The 21,767-nt window shown below is 57.3% G+C and carries 15 protein-coding genes; 7 read left to right on the forward strand and 8 right to left on the reverse strand.

Annotation, left to right across the window (positions count from 1 at the left end; translation table 11 throughout):
• Positions 1-137 precede the first annotated feature (137 nt).
• A complete protein-coding gene (locus tag RSSM_RS07420; protein ID WP_044301625.1) occupies positions 138-1,100 on the forward strand; it encodes a deoxyhypusine synthase family protein in 963 nt (320 codons plus the stop codon).
• Positions 1,101-1,164: 64 nt separating this feature from the next.
• On the opposite strand, the gene dapA is transcribed toward RSSM_RS07420, so the two are convergent.
• Positions 1,165-2,067, reverse strand: coding sequence for a 4-hydroxy-tetrahydrodipicolinate synthase (gene dapA, locus RSSM_RS07425; protein ID WP_008676200.1), 903 nt, complete (start codon positions 2,065-2,067; stop codon positions 1,165-1,167).
• Positions 2,068-3,097: 1,030 nt separating this feature from the next.
• On the opposite strand from dapA, the gene rpsL reads away from it, so the two are divergent.
• The 3 genes from rpsL (at position 3,098) to fusA (ending at position 6,301) form a co-directional block, all read left to right on the forward strand.
• A complete protein-coding gene (gene rpsL / locus RSSM_RS07430) occupies positions 3,098-3,463 on the forward strand; it encodes a 30S ribosomal protein S12 (protein WP_008676202.1) in 366 nt (121 codons plus the stop codon).
• Positions 3,464-3,540: 77 nt separating this feature from the next.
• Complete coding sequence (gene rpsG / locus RSSM_RS07435; RefSeq protein ID WP_008676203.1) at positions 3,541-4,014, forward strand: 30S ribosomal protein S7; 474 nt, start codon at positions 3,541-3,543, stop codon at positions 4,012-4,014.
• A gap of 187 nt (positions 4,015-4,201) precedes the next feature.
• On the forward strand, positions 4,202-6,301 hold the full coding sequence (fusA, locus tag RSSM_RS07440) for an elongation factor G (protein WP_008676205.1): 2,100 nt from the start codon (positions 4,202-4,204) through the stop codon (positions 6,299-6,301).
• 155 nt (positions 6,302-6,456) lie between these two features.
• Here the strand turns inward: fusA and cmk are convergent, their stop codons facing one another.
• The 5 genes from cmk to asnB form a co-directional block, all read right to left on the reverse strand.
• The gene (gene cmk / locus RSSM_RS07445) at positions 6,457-7,116 is read right to left on the reverse strand and encodes a (d)CMP kinase (protein ID WP_008676206.1); all 660 of its coding nucleotides are present in this window, start codon (positions 7,114-7,116) and stop codon (positions 6,457-6,459) included.
• A gap of 25 nt (positions 7,117-7,141) precedes the next feature.
• Positions 7,142-9,697 (reverse strand): transglutaminase TgpA family protein, encoded by a 2,556-nt coding sequence (locus tag RSSM_RS07450; protein ID WP_008676207.1) that lies wholly within the window; start codon positions 9,695-9,697, stop codon positions 7,142-7,144.
• A gap of 21 nt (positions 9,698-9,718) precedes the next feature.
• The gene (locus RSSM_RS07455; RefSeq protein WP_008676208.1) at positions 9,719-11,011 is read right to left on the reverse strand and encodes a DUF58 domain-containing protein; all 1,293 of its coding nucleotides are present in this window, start codon (positions 11,009-11,011) and stop codon (positions 9,719-9,721) included.
• A gap of 143 nt (positions 11,012-11,154) precedes the next feature.
• Positions 11,155-12,099 carry an AAA family ATPase gene (locus RSSM_RS07460; RefSeq protein ID WP_008676209.1) on the reverse strand — a complete coding sequence of 315 codons (945 nt, stop codon included), beginning with the start codon at positions 12,097-12,099 and terminating at the stop codon, positions 11,155-11,157.
• A gap of 150 nt (positions 12,100-12,249) precedes the next feature.
• Positions 12,250-14,160 (reverse strand): asparagine synthase (glutamine-hydrolyzing), encoded by a 1,911-nt coding sequence (asnB, locus tag RSSM_RS07465; RefSeq protein WP_044301605.1) that lies wholly within the window; start codon positions 14,158-14,160, stop codon positions 12,250-12,252.
• A gap of 569 nt (positions 14,161-14,729) precedes the next feature.
• On the opposite strand from asnB, the gene RSSM_RS31555 reads away from it, so the two are divergent.
• Positions 14,730-16,547 carry a S8 family serine peptidase gene (locus RSSM_RS31555; protein WP_008676213.1) on the forward strand — a complete coding sequence of 606 codons (1,818 nt, stop codon included), beginning with the start codon at positions 14,730-14,732 and terminating at the stop codon, positions 16,545-16,547.
• A 21-nt stretch (positions 16,548-16,568) separates the two neighbouring features.
• Here the strand turns inward: RSSM_RS31555 and RSSM_RS07475 are convergent, their stop codons facing one another.
• The gene (locus RSSM_RS07475; RefSeq protein WP_008676216.1) at positions 16,569-18,440 is read right to left on the reverse strand and encodes a redoxin domain-containing protein; all 1,872 of its coding nucleotides are present in this window, start codon (positions 18,438-18,440) and stop codon (positions 16,569-16,571) included.
• 170 nt (positions 18,441-18,610) lie between these two features.
• On the opposite strand from RSSM_RS07475, the gene RSSM_RS07480 reads away from it, so the two are divergent.
• Entirely contained in the window at positions 18,611-19,519 is a 909-nt protein-coding gene (locus RSSM_RS07480) for a fructosamine kinase family protein (protein ID WP_008676218.1), read from the forward strand.
• A 30-nt stretch (positions 19,520-19,549) separates the two neighbouring features.
• Positions 19,550-20,287 carry a hypothetical protein gene (locus RSSM_RS07485; protein WP_008676221.1) on the forward strand — a complete coding sequence of 246 codons (738 nt, stop codon included), beginning with the start codon at positions 19,550-19,552 and terminating at the stop codon, positions 20,285-20,287.
• Positions 20,288-20,336: 49 nt separating this feature from the next.
• On the opposite strand, the gene RSSM_RS07490 is transcribed toward RSSM_RS07485, so the two are convergent.
• The coding region (locus tag RSSM_RS07490; protein ID WP_044301631.1) for a c-type cytochrome at positions 20,337-21,767 on the reverse strand (1,431 nt) is incomplete at its 5' end.

Below are 21,767 nucleotides of genomic sequence, written 5' to 3' on the forward strand. Positions count from 1 at the left end.
CTAACAGTGCGGCAAGAAAAATGTTCTGAAAAACACCGCGAATGCTTGCCGGCGTATCGACGCGTATCGAAGAAAACACTACCAATTCGCCGCTGTTTCCTTTCCCGTCCGGAATCCACCTACGATCGAGTTCGTCGATGAACGTTACCGAATTTCTCGAAACACATTTTCGTCATTTTAATGCTCGTGAGCTGCGTGATGCGGCTCGGTCGTATGGTGAGTTCGTGAACCAGGGCGGCAAAATGATGGTGACGCTCGCCGGGGCGATGAGTACCGGCGAACTGGGGTTATCGCTCGCCGAAATGATTCGTCAGGGCAAAGTGCACGCAATCACCTGCACGGCGGCAAATTTGGAAGAGGATTTGTTTAATTTGGTTGCCCATGATGAGTATCAGACAATCCAAGATTGGCGTGCTCTGTCAGTCGACGATGAGGTGCGTCTGCGGGATGCCGGGTTCAACCGCGTTACTGACACCTGTATACCAGAAACCGTAATGAGGCACCTCGAGCATCGGTTGACGAAGCTTTGGGTGCAGCAGGCGTCTAGCGTCGAGACGTGGATGCCAGCCGACTTCATGTTTGCCTTGTTGGATGATCCCACTTTTACCGAGCATTTTCAGGTGCCGCGTGAGAACAGTTGGGTGGCGGCGGCAAAAGATGCGGGAATTCCTGTCTATACGCCGGGGATCGAAGATTCGACACTCGGCAATATCTACGCCGCCCGCGTCCATGATGGCACTGTCCCCAATCACACCGCGTTCGCGACCGGCACCGAGCAAATGGGACGATTGATCAAGTGGTATGAAGCCACTAGCGCGGACGCGCCGATCGGGATGTTTCAGATTGGTGGCGGCATCGCGGGAGATTTCCCGATCTGTGTCGTCCCGCTGCTGAAACAGGATCTCGAGAAAGACGTCCGGCTCTGGGGGTACTTCTGTCAGATCAGCGACGCTGTCACCAGTTATGGCGGCTACAGCGGCGCGGTGCCCAACGAAAAGATCACTTGGTACAAGCTCGATCCGGAGTCACCCAAATTCATGATCCAGAGTGATGCCTCGATATGTGCACCGCTCGTGTTCGCCCATGTCTTGGGTTGGTAGGGATTGAATCGCCGAGATCGGCGTCGGACGCGAGTGGCTCGCGTCGCGACGTGGTCGATTCGAGCTAGCCGACTGTTGAACCGATTCCGAACTGGTCGAGAGACTCTTGCAGGATCTTTCGCTCGTCCTGGTCCAACGCGACCATCGGTAGTCGCAGCTCGCCGGTGTCCCGGCCGAGCATTTCCATGGCGGCTTTGACGGGAATCGGGTTGGTCGACAGGCCGAGCATGATGCTGCAGAAGGAGTACAGGCGGTGGTGGACTTCCGCCGCGGTTGCGTAGTCGCCGGAGGCCGCAGCTCGGACGAGTTCGAGCATCACGTTGGGGACGACGTTTCCGGCAACCGAAATGACGCCCTCGGCGCCGACGCTCATCATCGGCAGTGTCAGCGAATCGTCACCCGAAAGGACGGTCAAATCCGTCGAGCCGAGGATCGCGGAGCACTGATCGAGCGAACCGGTTGCTTCCTTGACCATCGTGATCCCAGGCAACTCGGCGAGTCGTTGGATCGTTTCGACCTCAATGTTTTTCCCTGTTCGACCCGGGATGTTGTAGACGCAGACGGGGATGTCGACGTCTTCGGCGACCGCTTTGAAGTGCTGGTACATGCCTTCTTGGGTCGGTTTGTTGTAGTAAGGCGCGACCTGCAGCGTGGCATCAGCACCTTCGGCGGCGGCACGGCGGGTCAACCGCAGTGCTTCGGCGGTACTGTTGCTTCCCGTGCCGGCCATCACTTTCACGCGGCCTGCCACGCAGGAGATCGTTTCGGCGATGACCCGTTCGTGCTCGTCATGTGACAGCGTGGGGGATTCGCCGGTTGTGCCAGCGGGGACGATGCAGTTGGTGCCGGCGTCGATTTGGAATTCGATTTGTTCGCGGAGTCGAGCGACATCGAGTTCCCCGTCGCGAAACGGGGTAACAATGGCGACGGCTAATCCTGCGAACTGGCTCCCTTTGCGTTGATTCATTGGAGGCTATTTCTTTCTGATAGAGAGGAGGTTTTGGGCGGTTAGGTTACGGGCTGGGCTGGTTTGCCCGGGCCAAGTTGGGTGGGGCTAGGTTGGGTTCGTTTGGGTTCGCCGTCGATCGGCAGTATCCGAAGCGGTAAGCGGGAATAGGCAAGATAGCGAGCGGGGAAGGCGGTCACGGGTTCGGCCGCGGTAATGAGTCGGCTGCGAACGAATTGCTGCGAACGAATTGCCGCCGACTACATTGTTGTTGGCGAAATGCCGAGTGTACGTGTCGGTGAGGTTTCTGTGTACTTGTTCGTGTCAGTTGTGGGCTGGTGTTAGATCCGAGATGAAAGCGTGGTTTAGTAGGTGGTTCGATTTCTGTGGCGATTTCTGTCTGGGACCATTTTCATGCGTTCGCCGTAATTTTGTCGCGTCGGGGGCTGAGTTGCCAGTCGGTTTCGCACTCCGGCTGTCTGCCGACGTGCACCCTCGCCTCAATTTGTGAGGTTTGCCCTCTCTTTGAGGATCGGTCGCGACAGATTCGGGTGCGGTGTCTCGCGTCGCCGAGTACAGACGGAAGTACCGATGGCTGTTTCAGCGAGACGGCTTTTTCGGTCAGTAACGTGTGTGGGGGCGGGGGCGCGGCCGATCAGTACTCGCCGGTAGATTCCTGCCGTATTTGTGTCTGACCAATTAGCCTCCGCCAAACTGCCCGGAAGCGTCTGCCGAATGGCTCAGGAAACTCTGCCGAAATCGCCCGGAAAACTCTGCCAAATAACTCGCCGACTCGCGGGTTTTGGTGCGGCGTCGACTAGAAAAAGGCGGCGTCGTGGCGGTGTTTGGCCCGACAGTGTAACGGCTGGGAGCCCTGTTTCACGAGGGCTAATCGCGTTTCATGACGGTGGAAAAACAGACTCCCGCGTTCGGCCTTGACAAATCTCCCTCACACGCGATACTTCGCGGCTTCCATCGACTCACCCTTTCGTTGTCAATCGTTCCGGTCGATAAGTGTCACCGGGCGGTTTTTACGTTTAGATTTCCATTTATGCCCACAATCAACCAACTCGTCCGTAAGAATCGGAAGCTGAAAAAGAGCCAGAGCAAGTCGCCAGTGCTCGAGAAATGTCCTCAAAAGCAGGGCGTTTGCCTCCAGGTCCGGACGATGACCCCGAAAAAGCCAAACTCCGCTCTGCGGAAGATCACTCGTGTTCGGTTGAGCAACGGCAAAGAAGTCACAGTTTACATCCCAGGGGAAGGTCACAACCTGCAGGAACACTCGATCGTTCTCGTCCGTGGTGGACGTGTTCGCGATTTGCCGGGTGTTCGTTACCAGGTGGTCCGTGGGTCTCGCGACGCGTTGGGCGTCGACGGACGTAAGCAGTCGCGTAGCCGCTACGGTGCCAAGAAATAGTTTTGGATGCCTCGGCGGAGGCGCTCCCTTTCTCACACAACCACACACAAACCTTCTAACTTTACCGACGTACTTTCATGGGACGAATCACTTCCAGTCGCTCACAGCTCAAAGGCGATCCGCGGCACCAGTCACTGCTCGCCAGCAAGTTCATCAACTGCCTCATGCTCGATGGCAAGAAGACCACCGCTCAACGAGTTTTCTACGATGCACTTGAGGAAATAGGTAAGCGACACGAAGGCGAGGAAACTCCTTTCGAAGTGTTCGAAGCGGCTTTGGAAAATATCAAGCCATACATCGAAGTGCGTAGCAAGCGAGTCGGTGGTGCGAGTTATCAGGTTCCAATGCAGGTGAACAAGGCTCGCCAGCAGAGTCTTGCGATTCGCTGGATTCTCGGTGCCGTTCGTGAGAAGAAGGGCCGTCCGATGCACCTGAAGTTGGCCGACGAATTGCTCGCCGGTTTCAAGAAGGAAGGTGCCGCTTACACCCGTCGTGAAAACACGCACCGCATGGCGGACGCTAACAAGGCATTCGCTCACTTCGCGTGGTAGGTCGCGGGTTTGCCTTCGACGGCAATCCCCTCTGAACTCGCTCCGTCGGATCCGACTCGGCTATCCGGCGACGCCGAAAATCATCACAATTGCTCGCGATTCGGTTTCTTCCGGATCGCGATTTTTTTTGCGCCCCCGTCATCGGCGCATCGTACCGCTCGACAACCTGCTTTCTGATTTCCCGCTCATGGCCTCCGACATATCCAAGCTTCGCAACATTGGCATCATTGCTCACATCGACGCCGGTAAAACGACCGTCACCGAACGGATGTTGTACCTCAGCGGAGAGAAGCACCGGGTCGGTCGGGTGGATCACGGAACGACGGATACTGACGACGATCCCGAAGAACAGGACCGTGGCATTACGATTTTCAGTGCCTGTGTGAAATACAGTTGGGGCGACTACAACATTAACCTGCTCGACACTCCAGGCCACGTTGATTTTACCGCCGAGGTCGAGCGTTGTTTGCGTGTGCTCGACGGCGCCGTGGTTGTGTTCTCTGCTCGCGAAGGCGTGGAGGCTCAGAGCGAAACGGTATGGCGGCAGGCGGATCGCTACGAAGTCCCGCGGATCGTTTTCATTAACAAGATGGACCGCGAGGGTGCGAGCTTCGATGACGTGTTCAACGACATCGGGCCTCGTTTAGGCGGGCGTCCTGTTGCTGTTGAGATTCCGGTTGGCCAGGGGCCGACCCATGTCAGTGATCCGTTCCGAGGTGTCATTGATTTGGTCGATATGAAGTTGCTTCAGTTCGATCCGGAAACCGAAGGGAAGGAAGTTACCGAGACGTCGCTTCCCGATGAGTTGATGGATGATGCCACTTTTTGGCGAGAGCAGATGCTCGAGGTGGTTTATGAGCTGGATGAAGAGGCGATGGCCCTCGCTCTCGAGGAGAAAGAGGTTCCTCGTGAGATGATCGTAGCGGCGTTGCGGAAGGGATGTCTCGATCGAACGATCCAGCCGGTCTTCTGTGGATCGGCGTTGCATGGGATTGGCGTGCAGCCGTTGATGACGGGAGTCGGCAATTATCTGCCGAGCCCGCTCGATCGGCCGCCGGTCACGGGAATCACTCCAGGGAAAGAAGATAAGCCGCAATCGCGAAAACCGGATTCGAGCGAACCGTTCTGCGGTTTGGTCTTCAAGATCCTTCCGGCGAAGACCGGGGACAACTATTGGATTCGCGTCTACAGCGGAACGTTGCAGCAGAACTCGCGTGTCTTATGTCCGAATAGGGACAAGAAAGAGAATGTGGCTCAGATTTGGCAGATTCACGCGACCAAGAAAGACCGTGACGGGCAGAGTGATTCGGTCGGTGCGGGCGATATCTGCTGCGTGATCGGGCCGCGTTTTGCCATCACCGGCGACACTGTTTGCGATTCGAAATCACCGATCGAACTGCCTAGCATCAAGTTTGCCGAAACCGTTTTGTCGATGGCGATTGAACCGGAGAGCACGGCGGATCGGAAGAAGCTCGAAGAGACGCTCGACATGCTCCGTCGGCAGGACCCGACCTTCCGCGCTGTCGAAAACGAAGAGATCGGTCAAACGATCATCAGCGGAATGGGTGAGTTGCACCTCGAGGTGATCCAGCATCGGCTCACGCGTGATTTCAACCTGAACGTGAAATTCTACAAGCCGCGAGTGAACTATCGCGAAACGATCGGTGGTACTGCGGACGTGGTCGGTCAGTGCAACCGTGTTGTCGGGGCGACGCAGATGTTTGCTCGGTTGAAGACCCGCGTGATGGCGACGGAAGACCCGTCCGCACCGGTGGTTGTCTTCGATCGTTTGCCGCCTGACTGTCCGCTGCCCAACGCGGTTCGCACCGCGGCGATCGAGGAGATGCGAGAACGGGCAGGCGGCGGTGGAATGATTGCCGGTTTCCCGCTGTCGGGCGTTCGGTTCGAGGTCTACGACGCGGAAATGCAGGATGAGGGTAGCGATGAAGTGGCGTTCCGAATCGCTGCCGGCGACGCGTTCGAAACTGGACTCGAGAAGGCCGGACCGGTGTTGCTCGAACCGATCATGCGAGTCGAAGTTACCACGCCGGAAGATTACATGGGCGAGATCGTCGGCGATCTTCAGCAGCGACGCGCGATCATCGCTTCTACCGAAACCAGAGGCATGATGACGGTGATCACCGCACACGCTCCTTTGAAAGAGATGTTCGGTTACAGCAGTGCGATTCGCAGTTTGAGCCAAGGTCGTGCCGGCAGCAGCATGGAGCCTTACGGTTACCAACCGGCACCGAAAGAAGACGCCGAAGGCTTTCAGTTCGGCAACTAGATGGCGGTATCGCCAGTAGGTTGTTGCAGCCAAAAATGAGGGTTGATGGCCGTAGCGAAAGTCGCCAAGACTTTCGGTGATTTCATGACATACCGAAACTCTTGGCGAGTTTCGCTACCGTCTATTGGGGGCTGGCGCGATTCGTTCGGCGAGAGTCAGTTGCTTTTGACCATGCAGTTGCGGACCGCGTCGAGCACTGCATTTTTTACCGCATCAGCGAGCATGCCGTCTGTTTGGATCACGATCGCGTCAGGGGCGGCTCTTAGTCGGCCGACTTCCCGCAATCGGTCCTCCAGATCGCGTTGGTTCTGTGCGGTTAGGACTTCCTCAAACGTTGTCTCTCTCCCTGATTCTTGCAATTGGCGATGCCGTCGTCGGGCGCGTTCTTCAGGGGAGGCTGTTAGGAAGATCTTGCACTGCGCGTCCGGGAAGACCTCCGTTCCCTGGTCTCGTCCCTCGGTGACGATGTCGCGGTCATTGGCGATCCGTCGTTGTTGCATGGTAAGGCATTCGCGGATTTCCGGCGGGTCGGCGACGTATCGGATGTTGGAGGTGACCGCGGGGGTCCGGATTTCCTCCGACACGTTGTTTCCGTTGAGGTCAATCCTGTCATCGTCCCAGGAGAGTTCGGCGTTTGCGGCGTAGGAGACCAACGACTCGACGTCGGCGAGGTCGATTCCCTCCTGCATCGCGCCGAAGGTGATGGCACGATACATTGCCCCGGTATCGAGGAAGGCAAACCCGAGGTCGATGGCTACGTCGCGTGCGATACTACTTTTTCCAGCCCCGGCGGGGCCATCGATAGTCACGATCATGCGTGTGTGGTTCTGTTTGGGGGGCTTACTTTTTGTCTTGCTGCTTGAGCGTGCCCCGAATCATCTCGAGTGCCTGGTCGATCTTCTTCTTCGACGCAAGGTCAGGAGTACGCTCGGTCGGTGCGGAATCCGTTGTGCCGGTCGCACCGAACCGCATCCGATAGAAGAATTGCGTCAGCACCGCGAGCGGGTTTCGAAGGTTTTCGTCAGGCAGGCTGGCTGTCAACTCGGCGGGGGTCTGCCCAGGCGACCGAGCATAACCGGCTTCCTCGATCAGTTCGAGTGCTTCGGCGTAGAATGGCAGTGAGGGGCGAGGTGATTTCTTGGACACGGCGGTACGTCGTCGACGACCATACATATTGGGGAATTGTATCTTCAGGAAAACGACTGCGGCGAATGCAATGAACACGGCAATGATGGCACCGTTGGTGGAAAACAGTTCGCCGCCCCCAATGCCGCGCACCTCTCCTGAGTTGATCTTGAGGGCGAATGTTTTGGTCCGTTCGATCCAGTTCCGGTAGGACTGTGTCATGGGGGCAAACCCCGGAGTGGATAGCAGCGTGGACTCCTGCTTCTTCGGGTCCATCTCGATCACGTAGTCGGTCCAGAGGTTCTGTGCCAAGTCGGCGATCTGCCGAGTGCCCGCGCCTCCTTCTTGGTCGATCGGTCCGCCGCCGCCCGGTGTTGGGTCGAGTCGGAGCCAATACCGCCGCGACTTCGGCTGGCCGTAAACGTTCTTCCCCAGGGGCATGTCCTTCGCATCGATGAGCGCTTCCACCCAAGCGTGTGCGTGGCTTTGTCGAACGTTGAAATACTGGCCCAGGTCGCTGAATTCGTCGCAGTGGTAACCAACTACCAGGCGAGCCGGGATCCCTTGGCTGCGGAGCATCATGGCTAGGGCGGATGCAAAGTATTGGCAGTGTCCGCGACGGTCGATGCTGAGGAACTGTTCGATCGGGTCCATCCCGATGATCGTTGGAAAATCGAGGTTCAGCGTGTACTGATACTGACTGCTCAGTGACAGGTGGCGCTCGAGTGCTTTGGCGATTTCTACCGGCGTGCGTTTGCGGGGTGGAATCTTGGAGAGCACTTCTTCGGCGACCTCACGCGCCGAAGGCATCAACTGCTCGGAGTACTCGAGTAGTTCATCGAGATACTCGAGTTGTTCGGCGATGAGAAAGCTGTCGTCATCTGAGGAGAGGTTGTCGTCCTGCGAGATGCTTTGTCCCCCATCGGCATCCACCATGTCGACGGGCGCGAGCGAAAGGTCGTGGGTCCATTCCGACTGGACCCCGTCTCGGAACGCCTGCGTGCCAAAGAAGTATTCCATTCGAGGAAAAGTCGACGAGCCGTCCGAGCTGCCCTGTTTGTCCTTCCGTGTGATGACCCACTGGAACGGCAGGTTGCGTACCGATTCACTGCCGATGATCCGGTGATACGGCGCGATCGCAAACAGATCGGCGGTACGCATCGATTCGCAGTGGACTTCCGCATGGACGCGGTCGAAGAACATCTGGTCGCTGCTTCGTTTCGGAACGTAGCGAACGGGCAGTGCCTGGACAGGCCCGCGGAGTCCAACGGGAACCGTTTGCCACGTGCCGCCGCCTTCGGAGATCTCGCGATCGGCAATGTACTTTTCGAGGGTTCGTCCGCGGAGGTAGATCCCGCCAAGGACCGAGTAGGGTTGTTTCTCGTCCGGGTCGGTCAGCTTCACGCGGAGTGCCCGTTCGGTGCTCGTCTGCATGCGGCCGATTTGGCCGAGTCGGACCGTGCCACTGAAGCCAACGAGTGCTTCGGTCGACGCACCGCGTTGTGCCTCAATTCGACGCGGCAAGGCGAAGAAGATCGTCGCGGCCATCACCGTGACTGCAGGCAGCAAGATGAAGATACTCGTCCACGGAAGGCCCAGCGAGACTTTGGCGAAGGCACGTTTGGCCGCGCGGTTGTTCAACGCATACAGTCGCGTCATAGGGCCGCCCGGGGGCGGTGGCGAGTTTGCTGTCTTGCTGGCTTCCTCGGCACGAGTGGTGGTTTCATCGGCGGCGAGAAATGCCAAGGCGAACCCGGCGGCGATGACGAGCGGTATGAACCAAATCGCATAATTGAAGGCGTCGTTGAAGACGGCGGCGACGACACAGTTCAGCAGCGCGAAAACGAGCAGTTGTTCGAAGAGGCGGTGTGTTTTTTCCTGCAGCATCAGGATCGCCTGGGCAACGGCGAGAAGCTGCGCAACCGCGACCATTTTACGTCCCAACTGGTCCGCGTCCTGGACGAACTCGGCCACGCAAACGAATGCCGTTAGCGCCATCGCTGCGTACGCCACCAAAGACGGAAGGGCGAACAGTTTCTGCCAGTCGACGCAAATGAATCCGATGATTGCAAACGTCACAACGATGACTGAGAGCGACTGCGTGTCCGATGCCGTCCCGAGCAACATTCCGCCCAGGGCGGTCACGATGGCGTACGCGAACTTCGTCCGCAATCGAAGCGGTGTATCGGGTTGCTGCCAAACACCAGCGTCGTGAGGAGGGGCCGGTTTCTTGTCGGCCGGTTGGACGGCTGATGTCGCGGGGACGCTCATTTCAATAGTCTCTGGCCTGTATTAAATGTTTTCCGAGTCGATCCATTGGCCCGCGTCTTTACCCGAGACGTCGACCCAGGTGACCTGGCTGCGTGTTCGCCAGCGTCGCAGGGAGTTGGCGGTGGCCGCATCGGAGGCAACCGCGCGGTTTTGAGAGCGTGAACTGACGACCAGCAAATCGGGCAGTCGCGTTGCTGCGGAGGATGCCTGCAAGAGTGCATCGGCGATCGGGACGTGGGAAGACGGGTTCATCCGTGCGAGCGCCTGCAGCATGCGTTTTCGCCCGACCAAAGAGGCACCGGTCGCGATGACGCCGGTTTCCTGGCCGGCGACAACAAGGACCAATCGGTTTTCACTGCCGTGAGTCAATTCGACTGACAGAGTTGCTGCCAAGCTGATGGCACGTTCGACATCTTCATCGACCGCGAATTCGGTGGCGGCTTGAGACTCTGCCTGCTTCTTGGAGGACGCGGTCTTGGGACCAAGGGCTTTGATGCGGCTGCCCAGAGTGGATCCGCTCGAGGTGGCCCGGCTATCGCCAGGAGCGGGAGCGTTGGGCGACCACGCGTCGACTAGCAGGCAAAGGTCAAAACGCTTTTGTTGTTCAAACTGCCTGACGGCCGGTTCGCCGAGTCTCGCCGTCGTCCGCCAGTGGATATGCCGTGGGCTGTCGCCGTGCCGGTACTCACGCAGGCCGAAGAACACATCGTTGGAAGGGCCTTGCCGATGAACGGTCGCCGAGACGTTGCCCATCCGGCTCGGAAGGAGTCGTTGCCAGGACCGTTTGAGGCGGTAGAGGCGGGGGTACACATCAACGAAATCCTCTTCCCGGATCGACTCTCGAAAGGCGGTCGACAGCGCCAGGGGGGCCACCGTGGACGCTTTCCATCGGCCAAAACGATATCTGCCTCGGTGGTGCGCGATCAAATCGAAATACGCACTGGTGGTTTGGCCGGGCATCAATAGGCCGACGCCGGTCAGGGCCTCGACGCTGCCCAAGGGGACTTGGGTGGGCCGTTTACTCACCGGAGCAAACTCGGTGTTGCTGACCAACATTTTCTCCATCGTGTCGACCAGGCTGATCAGCCATAGCGGCATGAAGCGGTGTTGGTTGTTGATCTGGTAGCGGATCCGCATCGGTTTGCCCGCGAAGGCCTCGGCGGGCATCCGACGGTCGATCCGCAGCGATGTGATCATCGCGCGACTGATCCGCCACTGGACGATCACGCTGCCGAGCGTGATGGCGGCGACAACGATTAGAAGATTCAGGCCGTTGAGCGAGCCACCTAGGATGCCAAAGATCCCGATCAACATCACCTGGACGCCCAGTCGCGTGAGTCGGTGGCGGGTGCTACGTCTTTCCATAGATGAACTTACTTTGTCCGCCTCGTCCGCAGGTGATATCGTTGGCAGGTGAATTCGTTGCAGGCGAAACCGTGTGAGTGGATGCCCTGCTATTATACCGGCACAGGGATCGGTTCGATCAAATCAGCCAACTGTTGTTCGACGACGGAGCGACTTCCGCCCTGGAAGATCCCTTCCGGCAAGACGCGGTGCGCCAACGCGGGAACCGCCAGCGTTTTGAGGTCATCGGGGACGACATAGTCCCGGCCTCTCAATAACGCGAGCGATTGACAGCCCCGGTAGAAACTCAGGGCACCCCGGGTGCTCACGCCAACCTGAAACGCTTCGTGGTTGCGCGTTGCGTTGACAATATCCAACAGGTAGTCGGTCAACGATTCGTCGAAACGCACCCGACCGACTTCAGCTTGAACCGAGAGGATTTCCGCGGGGGAAATGACACTTTGGAGGTCGTTAACCGGCTCGCCGGATTGGTGTGTCGACAGAACCGAACGTTCGATTTCACGAACCGGGTAGCCGATCGAGGTGCGTAGCAGGAACCGGTCCAATTGGCTCTCGGGCAACGCGTAGGTTCCCTCGTACTCGAACGGGTTTTGCGTTGCGATCACCATAAAGGGTTTGGGAAGGTTATGGGTGACACCGTCAACGGTGACCTGGCCTTCGCTCATCGCTTCGAGCAATGCGGATTGCGTCCGAGGTGGGGCGCGGTTGATTTCGTCCGCCAACACGACGTTGGCAAAAATGGGCCCTTTCGAGAACTCAAATTCACCGGTTGCTGCGCGATAAATCATGCTCCCGGTAATATCACTGGGGAGCAGGTCGGGGGTGAACTGAAGTCGTGAAAACTTCGCATCCAAACTGTGGGCTAATGCTTTTGCTGCCAACGTCTTGCCAACCCCGGGCACGTCCTCGAGCAAGACATGCTCACCCGCCATCGCGGCGAGAATAAGCATGTCGATCAACTCGTCTTTTCCCAGGACAACTTTCGCAATGTTGTCACGGAGCAATTGGCAGGTCTCGAATGCGCTGCGCTGGACCATGAAAAACTTCTAAAAGCGAGGCAGTAAGAAAAGGAGAAGCGGTCGAGCGTGTGCTGACACTACCACATGCTAGTGGCTCGGCGCGTATCTTTCCATCGGGCGACACGTTCTCGGCGCTAGGTTGTCGTCAATGTTATACGAGGTTGGCCGTTACAACCCCGCACCACGCATCCAAGTTTCGAGAATCAAAAGATTCCAAAGCCGGTAGCCGTGGTTTTGCTCGCCACTCTCGTGTGCGGTGACCAATTCCTCGATCGCTTGCGGTCGGAAGAAGCGATGAATGGATGCATCTTTTGCCATCATCGTGTCGTGAACGAGCGGTCGGAACTCGTTGCGAAACCAACTTCCAATCGGGATGCCAAAGCCCATTTTGGGACGTGTGAAAATTCCCGGCGGGATCCGATCCCCAAACGCATCCTGGAGCAACAATTTGCCACGCCGGCCACGAAATTTGTGACGCACCGGAAGCGTGGCAGCAAACTCGACGACGCGATAATCGAGCATCGGTTGTCGAACTTCCAGCCCGTGTGCCATGGAAGCGATGTCGACTTTCGTCATTAAATCACACGGCAAATACGTCAACACGTCCGACGTGGAGGCTCGAGTCACCAGGTCTCGCCCTTCGCTGCGATCCCAAGCCGATTCAAGGAAAGCGAGGGGATCCTCGTCGGGCAGTTCGGCGACAAAATCATCGGTATACATCGACGCCCGCAACGACTCAGGAAAAATCTGTAGCCAATTCAAATAGCGCCGTACCGCCGGTTGGCCGATCGCTTCCAAAAAACGTTTCCCACGACGGACTATGCTTCGTCTGCGGTTGGAGTCGGGCAACTTTTGAATGAGGCCGATCCCGGGTAAGGCGTGAATGGGGAACAGGCGTTGGATTTTCTGGCTGAGCCATAACGCACGGTAACGCTCGTAGCCGGCAAACAATTCATCGCCGCCGTCACCCGACAATGCCACCGTGACGCTTTGCCGTGTCAGTTCCGATAGATACCACGTCGGGACCGCCGAGGAGTCACCGAACGGTTCGTCATAGTGCCAGACCAGTTTTTCTAGGATACCGATCGCATCCGGAGTCACCTCAAATCGTGTGTGATCCGTTTTTAAATGCTCAGCGACCTGTGCGGCGTATGTTGTTTCGTCGAAATCCGCGATCGGGAATCCGATACTAAACGTCTTGAGCGGTTTGTCGGTGTGGTCACCCGCCATCGCCGTGATCAATGACGAGTCGATGCCGCCCGAAAGGAACGAACCCAGCGGCACGTCACTCCGCATTCGCAGTCGCACCGAATCACTCAGCAGTGCGCGTAGTTGATCGACGGCATCCTGATGGCTGATGTTGCTTTCGAGGGAAGGATCGTAGTCCCAGTAGCGTTGGACACGAAAACCATCCTGATCCAATACCGCAAAATGCCCGGGAGATAACTTATGAACGCCTTTCCAAATGGTGCCTGGGTGCGGGATGTATTGGTAGGTCAAAAAGTCATCGATGGCAGCCGGATCGATCTCCTCGCAGACCCCCGGCACGAGCGACAAGGATTTCAGCTCGCTGCCGAAAACCAGTCGGCCGTTCTTGAAGGAATAGTAGAGCGGTTTTTGACCGATTCGATCTCTGCCGAGGACCAAACGATTCTTACGGGCATCCCAAATTGCGAGCCCAAACATTCCGTTCAGGTGAGAGAAACAGTCGGTCCCGATGTCCTCATAAAGGTGCAAAATCGATTCGCCGTCACCCTGCGTTGCGAATCGGTGTCCCGCTCCTTCGAGTCGCCTGCGGAGGTCGAAATAGTTGTAGATCTCGCCATTGAAGATCAACTTCACTCGGCCGTCTTCGTTACTCAGCGGTTGCCGGGCACCTTCGACGTCAATGATCGACAGACGCCGAAATCCCAAGGCGACGCCCATCGGATTTCCGCTCGCGTCTCGATGATCGGGGGCAGTCCAGATTTGAGAGTCGTCAGGCCCGCGGTGCGAGATAATCTCCGTCATTTTGCCGATCAGCGAATCATCAACCCGCTGATCATCTCGCAGCCAAACCGAACCCGTGATACCACACATAAACGCTAAATCGACCGCACGATGATTGAAAGCAAAACAAGAACGAAAGAACAACAGAGGCAGTATCGTCGACCTGACAACGATAAAACAGCCCCGCGCCGTTTTGCCGGTAGGGCTTGCCACTAAAACGTCATTGCGACGCCACTCGATCCTCAATGCGTTTTCGGGCAGTTGCTCCGTAATTGATACGGGCAAGAGCTTTGCTCGATCGCTCGATCAAGCATCTTTTCCCGCCAAATCGATCGCCGACCGAATCGGATTTTGAATGATGCCCCGAATTGGTGCCCCGCAATCCGGTGTGATGGTGGGGGTGTGGAAAGCTAGCAATTGATCGCGAGCGAACGCGCTAACGAACGTTTGGCTTCCCTCATGGAACGCCAAGGCTAAAATCTCCGCAGGAGAAACTTGAAGCCTCTGCGGGTTCATGGAGGCTGACCCAATCGAGAAAGACGATCGGACGAGGACTTCCACAGGGACTCGGCCAACGTCGACTCGGCTTACATACACGGAAAGGATGACGTGCGATGCATCGCAACTCTCGTCGGCGACAGAGAATCAGAACATTCGGTATGGAAGCTCTTGAGCCGCGACGGTTACTCGCCGCGATCGCGGTGGGGAACGAGCCAGCCGGTGACGTCGTGGAGGTGTCCACATCGGCTACCGGGGAATTCTCCACAAACGTCAATTTTGCTCCGACGTCCGATGCCGGCTCGACGCTCGATACCGCAGCCGACATCGGGGCGATGGATGGGGTGCGGTCCTTTCGTGGACGTCTCGGTTGGTACGATCAAAGTGACGTCGTACGTTTCTCGCTCGATCGACCTGGCGACGTCGAGGTCGAGCTTTCTGATCTGACTCGAAATGCCAACGTGTACCTCACCGACGCGAGTGGCAGCCTGATCGACTACTCGATCGAAACAGGTCTAGCAGATGATACCGTCGCGGTGACTTTAGAGGCGGGTGAGTACTGGATTGCGGTGACGTCCACATCGTTGTTGACCACACATTACACCCTCACCGTTTCCGCAGATCTGCAACCGGAGTTCGACCGTATTGGGCCATCTCCGGAGGACGGCGATGAGGACAACGCAGGTGGTGTTCCGGTTGTGTCACCGCTTCCTGACGTTGCTTACTACGGTTCGGATCGCGAATGGAACGTCAATGCCGTCGGGGCACCCGAATCTTGGGCGGCCGGCTATACGGGGCAGCAGGTTGTTGTCGCGGTCGTTGATACCGGAGTGGATCTCGATCACCCCGACCTCATGCAAAACCTGTTCGTCAATCCTGGGGAAATCCCAGGCAACGGTCTCGATGACGATCAGAACGGATTCGTGGATGACCTTCACGGTTACGACTTTGCCGATGGGGACAACAACCCGGATGATCTTCGAGGCCATGGAACCCACGTCGCCGGTACGATTGCAGCCGCGGCGAACGGGTACGGCGCGACTGGAATCGCACCCGACGCGACGATCTTGCCGGTCCGTGTTCTGGGGGCGGATGGATCGGGCAGTTCGAATGATGTGGCGGCCGGTATTCGCTACGCCGCACAAATGGGGGCAGATATTATTAATCTTAGTCTCGGAGGCAACTATAGTCGTTCGATCGATGCGGCCATTGAGTACGCGAGTTCGCTCGGATCGCTCGTGGTTGCCGCTGCAGGAAACGAGGCTGCGTCTTTGCCGGGGTATCCGGCGAGGTTCAGTTCGTCGAATTCGAGTGTCATTTCCGTGGGTGCTTCGTCGTCGAACTCAGCACTGGCTAGTTTCAGCAACCGTGTGGGCGATAGCGGAGCGGTCCAAGTCGACGCTCCCGGCGTTGGCGTTTTTAGCACCTACCTCGGCGGGCGCTACGCGACTCTTTCAGGGACTAGCATGGCGAGCCCACATGTCGCCGGCCTGGCTGCGTTAGCCTTATCCGCCAACACGCAGCTTACCGGTGTGCAGCTTCGCAACCTGATCGTGTCGGGGACTCGCGAACAAGCATCCGGATCGGATTCGATCGGAATCGCAAACGCGGCCATCACAGTGGCTTATGCGGCGGCAGGCTATACATCGTCGGCGCTGCCGATTGGTCCCGTCATCGGCGGGGCCAGCGTGGTTGCAAATTCGTTGGGACAGGCGGAGGCCACGCAGAGAACTACCGAAGCGATCGACCAGTATCTGGCAACGTATCAGTTCGAAGGAAACGACAGAGACGATCTGATTCCCGAGAGGATGCACCCGGCCGCGGAAACATTGGTCGATCAGGCCGGCTTCGTGAAGTCAGAGAGTCACCCGCAACCGATCCACCACGCTTTGCGATCCATCGCTGACATCCTCGATGTTGATGTCAGCGGTAACGATGTCTCAGGCGATAACGACGCTCTTGCCGAGTTGTCGATCTAACGCAATCGACTTTCAGCGAGTTCAATCGTTCGAACGAGGAACCGCGTAGTGATAGTAGCCGATCATCATTTCTTCCCAGGTTTGATCGCCCCATCGTACGGTGGCGGTCGGGTCGGGATTGCTTAGGTTTTTTTCGCTGTTGTCGTAGGTGGCCCGTCCGACAAAGCGACCGCCTTCGGGCAGCGGCATCGGTTTGTCGAGGATGTACGACGTCTGCCAATTGAAGTCGTACTGGGGAACATCCAACAACACCTTCGAGTTCTTTTGAGACGACCACCAGGATCGTGTGGTGTGCATTTCATACTCGAATGATTTCCCTCGAACATGCATGTGAGGCATCAGCGCGAGCAACTGCGAGTTGGGAGGGAACACCGGACCTCTCGCTGTTACTTCATGGTTCGAATCGCCGGGGGGAATCTGAAACCGCGTTTGCACGATGCTGTCGGTTCGAATTTCGTGACTGATTTCAGATTCCTCCGCTTCGACGATCGCAAACTCGCTGAGGTCTTCCTGGGGTGCCCCGGTCGGCGTGTAGTGGACTTGGAAAATGAGTTCGCTGCATGCGGGGATTCGTTTGGCATATCCAGGTGCCAAAGGGATGGCCCGGTAGCCGGGAACATATCCGTCGAGAAAACCACGTTGAGCATGCAGTCGTTGGGATGACCCCGGTTCGCGGGCGAATACCAAAATGTGATGCACCACGCTCCGGTTGCCCGGGCGGAGTTGCATCGCCGATGCCCATACGTCTTTCTTAAAGCCAGGGTCGACGCGGTAGTACCGGTATTTCACTTCGCCGGTCGCCGGGATTGATACTGGTTTTGGTGTGATCTTAAAAACGTGATCCGGTTGCCGAGGCAGTTGCCAGTATCGCCCGTTCTCATCCCGGACGCCAAAGTGCTCGGCTGTCGACGGTTTGTCCCTGCTTGTCAGCGTCGTAGGTTGGCCTTCGCGGGTGCCGGTATCTGCCCAACGAGCTAGCAGGTCGAGTTCCTGCTTGGAAAGCGTTCTCTCGTTTCGAAACTTGGCCGTGGAACGAGGCCCAGCGTGCCAGGGTGGCATTCGTTTCTCTTGCGTGACTTCGACAATCATGTCTGCCCACCCGGCGACTTCATCGTATGCGTCCAACGCAAACGGTCCGATCTCTCCTTCGCGGTGGCATTCAACGCAGTGAGTCTGCAGGATTGGATTGATGTGTTGATGATAGGTGACAACATCTGATTCTTTGGCATCCTCGTCAGCGGAATGAAGTTCTTCCTGACTCGCGGATTTGCGTCGTCCGATGATGCAGCCGACCGCGTCGGTATGGGGGACAGAAACCTTTTTGCCTGCGAGTACTTCCACGATTGCTTCTCGCAAATCGCTGCGCCGTGGACGGTCGAGAATCGTGCCGATCCCATACTGGTCGTCAACCCGTCCTCGGTATCGCAGTTCGCCGTTTTGGTCGAACAGAAATACTTCAGGCGTCCGCTGCGCATCCAATGTATCGGCCAACCGATTTCGCAGGTCCTTGCCGATTGAAAACGGCAGTCCGCTGCGGCGTTCAAAGGCGGCGATCTCCTCTAGCGAGTCTTGTCGGTTGCTCATGACTGCGACAAACGAGACCTGCCGAGGGTGGAATTCGTCGTGCAGATCCGTCAGCGTTTGGGCGTAGAGTTTGGCCAGCGGGCATTCTGTCCCGAGAAACGCAACGACGAGACAGTTGCCGTCCTCTCGGACATCGTTATTGGTTAGTGAAAGGCCGCGCGGATCTTTCAGTTCGAACTCGGGCAACACGACGCTCGGACGACTCGTGTCTGCGTTTGCAGGTTGAATCTCAACTGTTGTCACCGCCGCAGCGAAAACCAACGCCAAAATTCCTGCAATGAATCGATGGGGTGCCGAATGAGGAAGCATCGCCGTATCTAAGAAAATAGGTTTGGTAGAAGAGTGGTGATTGGGGGACACGTCGCCACGCGGTTTGGACGGACGTTGGTGGTCGAACCGACTGCGTCACGCTATCTTGCCGCGGTGCAAGCTTGCTCCATTGTATCGATCCCTTTCCTCCGTGTGACTGTCGTTTCTGTATGTGTTCGGAAAACGTTCTCGCTGAGTTGGCCCCCGAATTGGCAGGGTGGGAATTTGTCGAGAGACGGTCGGTGGGAGGAGGGTGCATCAGTCAGGCGGAGCGGGTGACGATCGAGTGTTCCGATGCGGAACCGAATCGCCGGACTATATTCTGGAAGTCGAATTCAGCGGACTTTCTCGACAATTTTCGCTGTGAAGCAGATGGGCTGCGGAGCCTCGCCAAGACCGACTCGCTGCGAACGCCACGTGTCCTCGGTGTCGGAGAGGCGAGCGGTCGATCACACCTTCTGCTCGAAGCGATTGAGCGTGCGAGAGGCGGGGTGGAATATAGACGTTTCGGTGATGCGCTCGCGGAACATCATCGCTCGACCGAGGGAAGCGAGATCGGATGGATCACCGACAACTATCTCGGTGCGAGCCCGCAAAGAAACCAATGGGATAAAGGCTCGGGCACATGGCCAGACTTTGTTGTGCAGCGAAGGATCGAACCGCAGGTACGGATGGCGGCGGATCGTGATCTGCTCGATCCCCGATTGAAAAGTTATTTGAAAGACATCATCCGCAACATGGAATCGTTGTTGAGCGGTCGTGAGAATCGTACGTCGCTTCTGCACGGAGACCTATGGAGTGGCAACTTTTGGTCGGATCCGTCGGGGGCCCCTGTCTGGATTGATCCGGCGGTGTACCGCGGATGTCGAGAAGCTGAGTTCGGTATGGTCGAACTCTTTGGAGGTTGTTCTCGCCCGTTTTATGAAGCCTATCAATCAAGATGGAGCATGCCCGATGGTTGGAAACGGCGTGTTGAAGTCTATGTTCTGTATCACTTACTCAACCACCTGAACCTGTTCGGCGTCAGCTACCAACAGTCATGTCGTGATCGCGCGACGTCGATTTTGCGGGCGTCCTAGTTTTACCTGTCTCGCTCACGAAAGAACCTCATGTTGGAACCGATCACGCTGCCGCGTGACATCGACTCTCGGAAGATCCCCACCCCGGTGCACTCAATGGTTCACGACCTGAGGTGTCGAATCGAAGCCTTTCAGGATCGCTGGGACGTGCCGCAGATCGAACAGTTTGTCGCGGCTGACTACGAACTGGTCTTTCAGACTCTCGAGTGGATCCGGCAAACACAGATGATGATCGGAAATCGCTTTCTCGAGTGGGGCTGTGGTTTCGCCGCGGTGACGGTTCTCGCCGATTACCTCGGTTGGGACTGCGTGGGGGTGGAATCGGAGCCGATATTGCTCCGTCACGGACGCAAGACCGTGTCCGATTGGAGTCAAACGCTGCAGTCGCCGGTGGCCAGTGGAACAGATCAATCGGGCAAGTCTGCGATGACCGTGGCCGAACCAGGCAGCGAGTTGCGTCCGAACAAAGAGATACGCCCGAACAAAGAACTGGGGCCGGAATTGGTGCTTGGGAATTTCCTGCCCGCCGGTGCGGAAGAACTCGCGGATGATCCGACGTTGCCGAGTTTGGGGCACGCGGGCGAAAACGCCTACGAGGTACTGGGTTTAGAGCTCGACGATTTTTCAGTCGTGTACAGCTACCCATGGCCGGGCGAAGACGAATTCCATGAGGCCGTGTTCGATCGTTTCGCCGCACGAGGAGCGATCCTCGTGCAGTTTTGTGGCCCAAACGACGTGCGAGCATGGAGGGCGGTCTCACGCTCGTAGTCGTCATCGCCGACCGCACTGATTGCGGTCGTGCGATTGAAAGGTCGTTCTATGGTCGCGATGCGATTTCGATCGGACGAACGAGTCCGAGGTAAGCCATCAGATCACGCACCTCGGTGAGGGTGAGTTCATCGATCAGACCGCTCGGCATGATGCTCATTCCGCTCGGCTGAATCGAATCGACTTCGTCTTCCGCGATCACGGTGATTTCGTTTCGGGAATCGCGAATGTGCAATTCGTCACCCACCGAACTCACCATTCCCACGTAGACCTTGCCAGAGATCGTGAGCACTTTCTTGCTCGCGTACTGGTTGCTGACCACGTGTGACGGGTGAAGAATCGACTCGAGGATTTCACGTCGGGTGAACCGTTTGGCCATGTTGGTCAGGTCGGGGCCGACGGAAACACCGGCGCCTTGGTGACGGTGGCAACTCGCACACTGAGCACTTTGATACAGCGCCAATCCGGTATGGAGGTCGCCTGCCTCTCCCTCAGGAGAATCGAGGAAGGTCAACAATTGTTCCAGATCCCATTTGGATTCATCCTCGCGAGGCAGTTCGGCCGCCGGACGATCGGGGAAGGTTTTTGAATACCATCGTTGCCAGAGAGCCATCGATCGGGCTGCACCCTTGGGGCGTGTCATCCCGGTCCAGTGTTCGAGCAGTTTTTCGATGTTCTCAAACGATCCGTGATCCTTTTCTTGACGCAATCCCATCAGGATGAGGGCGCGGAGTGCCATCGGGTCGTCGGTGGCAATCGGAACTGTTCGCAGTTTCGAAACGACTTCCTCGGCCGAAGGGCCATCGAGGATGTTCAGGCTGCGGACAAGGTAGTCCCAATTATCCCCGTCTGGTTTTTGTGCTAACGCGAGTGCGACAACGGCACGACGCTGCGGCTCGGTACGCCAGATCTTGCGAAGGTGGTCGGCGGACGCTTCATCCGAGGCGGTCGACAGCATCGCGATGATGCCCGTTCGCAAACGACGGTGGACGTCATCGATCGTCGGTTCGGCAACCAATTCATCGTCCAGGCGACGCAGTTTCTCTGCTGTCGCTTCGTCGATTGGACGTTTGAGTCGGAAGATGGCACCGAGTGCTGCGTTACGCCAACGTCCCCCTTCATCCAAGATTGCTTGAATGTCGTCCTCGGACAGGTGGCGTGCGAAGTCACGTGTAACCGCGACCATGTACATCGGCAGTGAGCCTTCGGAGTCTTCGCTTGCGATGCGTTCATACATCTTTAGCATTGCGAAGCGTTCTTGCGCGGTCCAATCGCGATCGATTCGTTGCAGGCACATGGCCGTCAGGACTCGATCGAGTTTGGGAGCGTCCGATTCAATGTATTCCATTGCACGCGGAATCATCGACTCGGCTTGCAGATAGGCCGCCAAACGGATCAGTTCGTGGTTGATTCGTGAGTCACCTGATGGGAACTCCTGCGCGATTCGGTCACGCAACCAAGGCACGGCTGTCGGTGGGAT

The organism is Aporhodopirellula sallentina SM41 (assembly GCF_000346505.1).
Taxonomy (GTDB): domain Bacteria; phylum Planctomycetota; class Planctomycetia; order Pirellulales; family Pirellulaceae; genus Rhodopirellula; species Rhodopirellula sallentina.